The organism is Ruegeria atlantica, from assembly GCF_013033965.1.
Lineage (GTDB): Bacteria > Pseudomonadota > Alphaproteobacteria > Rhodobacterales > Rhodobacteraceae > Ruegeria > Ruegeria atlantica_D.
Map to the genome: position 1 here is coordinate 1 of NZ_WQFE01000028.1, position 4,094 is coordinate 4,094.

1 protein-coding gene and 3 pseudogenes are annotated in these 4,094 nt (G+C 54.0%); 1 reads left to right on the plus strand and 3 read right to left on the minus strand.

The window, feature by feature from the left end; translation table 11 throughout:
* Nucleotides 1-186 precede the first annotated feature (186 nt).
* From istB to GOW16_RS22415, 3 genes and pseudogenes are all read right to left on the minus strand, one after another.
* On the minus strand, nt 187-915 hold the full coding sequence (istB, locus tag GOW16_RS22405) for an IS21-like element helper ATPase IstB (protein WP_170419770.1): 729 nt from the start codon (nt 913-915) through the stop codon (nt 187-189).
* Nucleotides 848-2,405: pseudogene (gene istA / locus GOW16_RS22410) on the minus strand (IS21 family transposase). The gene istB and the pseudogene istA overlap by 68 nt, the downstream one beginning before the upstream one ends.
* Nucleotides 2,406-2,970: 565 nt before the next feature.
* A pseudogene (locus GOW16_RS22415) lies at nt 2,971-3,636 on the minus strand (IS5 family transposase); the annotation flags it as partial.
* A 161-nt stretch (nt 3,637-3,797) separates the two neighbouring features.
* On the opposite strand from GOW16_RS22415, the pseudogene GOW16_RS22420 reads away from it, so the two are divergent.
* A pseudogene (locus tag GOW16_RS22420) lies at nt 3,798-4,046 on the plus strand (transposase); the annotation flags it as partial.
* Between the last annotated feature and the right edge of the window lie 48 nt (nt 4,047-4,094).

Below are 4,094 nucleotides of genomic sequence, written 5' to 3' on the forward strand. Positions count from 1 at the left end.
ATGAAGGCGACGTACACCATACCCTGCCAGCTCGAGACATAGGTGAAGTCACTCATGTCAATCGGCATTCAATCTTAACCCCTTTTAGGCGTGCAAAATTGACCCCCGTGGTGCTGAGCAGGCCCGGCGCTGTGTAGTCCTCATGTAACGAAGCTGCGCCGGGCCTGCGTTGGTTGTGGTTTGTGCTTAAGCTCTGTTTTTGAAGCGCCAGCTTTCGTTGCCGGTTTCAACGATTTCACAGTGGTGGGTAAGCCTGTCTAAGAGCGCTGTTGTCATCTTTGCGTCCCCGAAGACGGTTGGCCATTCACCGAAGGTCAGGTTGGTGGTGACGACAATGGATGTGCGCTCGTAAAGCTTGCTGATCAGATGGAACAGAAGCTGCCCGCCAGTCTGAGCAAAAGGAAGGTATCCAAACTCATCTAGGATCAGGAAGTCGAGGCGGGAGATCAGTTCGGCTGTTCTGCCCTGCTTCTCTGCGCGGGCCTCTGCATCGAGCTTGTTCACCAGATCGACGACATTGAAGTATCGGCCTCTGCGCCCGGCCCGGATACAGGCGCGGGCCAGTGACACAGCAAGGTGGGTTTTGCCGGTTCCTGTGCCACCAATCAGCACGAGATTGCGCTGGTGATCCAGGAAGTCTCCGGTGGCCAGATCGCGCATCAGCGTCTCGTTGACGGGCGTGGTCTCAAAGTCGAACTCTTCGAGTTCTTTGGCCAGCGGCATTTTGGCAATGGTCATCTGGTATTTGATGGATCGCGCTTTTTTCTCAGATATCTCCGCATTCAACAGATCACCGATAATTTGCTGTGGTTCGTGTTGGCGTTTTACAGCCGTTGCGATGATCTCATCATAGGCTGTTCGCATCCCATAGAGCCTCAATTGCTTCATCGCATCTATGACTTCTGATCTTTCCATGCTCTTGTCTCCTTAGGCTGTCATATCTTGTGCAATCGGCTGTGGGCTCACAGGCCAATTGCAGGGCATCTGGGGTGGTGATGCTCAGGGGCGGCGGCGGTTCTCGGTGCCGTGCAAGGATGTTGAGCACGACACCGGATGAATGGACCTTGTGCAAAAGGGCTTCCGAGCAGGCCCGATCCACCGCCTCGATCCCATCGGTAAGAATGGCACTAAGTATCTCAACCATCTGCCGATCACCGCCCGGCAGACGTTCCAGCTTGCGGCGCACCCGACGCACAGAAAGGGGCAAGTCCCAGTCCTTGAATGGCGCACCGTTGCGCAAGGCGCCCGGTTTGCGTTGTAATACGGGCAGATAATGCAGCGGATCATAGATGGTTTGGTCTTTGCCAAAGCAGCGCACGTGTCGCGCCACCACATCGCCTGCCTGCCAGAATTCCAATCGATCCGCATAGGCCCGTATCTCCACAGGTTGACCAACAGCACGGGCATCAACTGAGTAGCGGTTGCGGTCAAAGCGCACCAAACAGGTTTTGGATACCGAGGCTGGGACAGAATGGAACCCATCAAATGGGCCAACATAAGGAACAAGGCTGGGACGCTCTTCTTCAAACACCTCAAAGATTGTTTTATCCCGCTGTTCCTGATGCTTGTTCGCTTTGGCGTAAGCCAGGCATTGATCTTCCAGCCACCCGTTCAGATCAGCCAAGGTTTTGAACTTCAGCCGCGGTACAAAAAACCGGCGGCGCAAAACGCCAACCTGGTTCTCAACCTGCCCCTTCTCCCATCCAGATGCGGGCGAACACGCCACAGGCTCAACCAAATAATGCCCACACATCTGTTGGAACCGACGGTTATAGGCTGCCGACAAAGATCGCTTCTACCGCGGTCTTCATGTCGTCATATATTCCTCGTGCGCAAGCACCACCGAAGAGGGCGAAAGCCTTGTCATGGGCATCAAACACCATCTCTTGCGTCTCGCGGGGATAGGCCCGGACAAATGGCATCCGACTGTGTGACAGGCGAACATGCGCAACCTTTATCGTCACCGTGGCCCCGTCAATCACGACCACCTCATGGCTCCAGTCGAACTGGTAGGCCTCGCCGGGGGCAAAGCTCAGCGGAACAAACGCATCCGCTGACGCCCCCTCACGTGCTTTGCGCCACTTTGAGGCATATCGCCGAACAGCGTCATAGCTCCCGTCATAGCCCTGATTGCGCAGAGCTTCATAAATCCGAACCAGCGTTAGCCGTTCTTTGCGAGACTTTGCTGCATTCTCTGTCAACATCGCTTCGAGATCATCGCGCCAAGGATCAATTTTTGGGTGAGGCTGATGTGACCGGTCATAGCTAAACTCAGTCGCCCCCGACCGGATCACCTTGCGAATGGTGTTGCGAGACATCCTGAAGTCACGGCAAATCTGCTTGATAGGCTTCTTCTCAATAAAATAAGCACGCCGGATCTTCGCAATAGTCTCCACAACCAACATCCCTGAAACGCTCCCTCAAATCTTTTGAGGGAGACCGTGAAACAAAATATCAGGGGGGGCACTTTGGGACGCCGATCACCCCAATACAGGGGTCAATTTTGCATGCCGTTTCACATTGAAGGGGCGCCCATTCCGATCTCCGAAATATCTCGCTTGCGATCCACGATGGTTTCGTATTTATCGATAGAAAGCGATATCAACGGCGTATCTTGTTGGCTGTTTGGGAATAGATAGGGTGAGCACTTTTCGAAGGTAAATTTGAGACGATTACTTTTAAAGTTTCCTAGACGGTGCTGAAGGTCTCCTCACTCACAGAACACCTGATACCATCCCCAGAGTTCTGCTCCTCAGCAAATTACTCACAGCGCGTCTTGAGACCACACGCGCGGGGATGGTAGGCGGCGGATGCAATTCGCAACCCCGCATCCGCCGTCGCCATTTACCCTTGCCCCTCGTGTCTCAATGCGGAGAGTGGGTTGCATATTACAGCCGAAACGACCAAACGCGTGATACACGGGAAATTTGGAAATCCCTTCTGTTGGGGCCAGGATTCAAAACCAATAGATGACGAGAGGAACGCCTTTAGAGATTGGTTGTTGCCTGTCGCCGCGCGCCTCCGATCCTTGAGCCTGCCGAACATGATCTAGATGCGGTCGCGCTGTTTGTATCGTCGCTTGTCGTATTTGACTGGAGCCTTGCGCCTCTTCTGGCCTGGGATGCAGGCGCGGATTCCTTTTTTTAACGCATCTCTGACCAATCAACTCTTGTCAAACTGCTGAGTAACGCCCGTGCGTCGATGTAATGCTAACCTGCCCGGCAGTCACGAATAGATCAAACGGCCGTCCCTAGTTGTCGCAGATGGCGTGAAGCTTCGTGTTCATGCCACCCTGGCTCGACCAATCAGGCGTCCACGTCCCCATTTTTCTGCGACCATGCTGGTCTTGGTGTGGTGAGCCCTTAGGTAAGTCGCATCGATCATCACGGTCTTTTCCTCGCTATGTTCCGCAGCCAGGCCGACCATCATCCGCGCGAAGATGCCTTTCCCGCTCCATCGTTTCCACCGGCAGTACAGAGCTTTATGCGGTCCAAATTCCTCGGTAGCGTCGCGCCAGCGCAGCCCGTTGCGATTGTCGAAGACAATCCGGCTCGACTCTCTCTTGTCATCAATCCGTGGTTTGCCGTGCGACTTCGGGAAGAAATGGGACAGGTTGGCCATTTGCTCGTCGGTTAGTCAGTAATGTTCGCTCATATAACCACTCCAATTTAGAAGCCGTGAATCACGCAGTGTGTCAAAATCAATATGTCCGTGTCTGACGTCAGCACCAATGGGACAGTTTAGGTCGATTTGATAAGAGAGGGTTTCTGGCTCATCGTAACCGCCAAGGAGTGGAGATGAGAAAGAAACCCGGAACCAAGCAGAGCCACGGCGAGAAAGTTATCAAAGACATCCGCCGCGCCACACGCAAGCAATATACAGCTGAAGAGAAGATCAGGATCGTGCTGGACGGTCTGAAGGGCGAGGACAGCATTGCGGAGCTGTGCCGTCGAGAGGGCATCGCCCAGAGTCTGTACTACAGCTGGTCCAAGGATTTTCTGGAAGCCGGCAAGAAACGTCTGGCAGGCGATACGGCTCGTGCTGCCTTACCTCTTTTCTTAGCGGTATCGACGGTGCGAAGCTGTTGATACGCA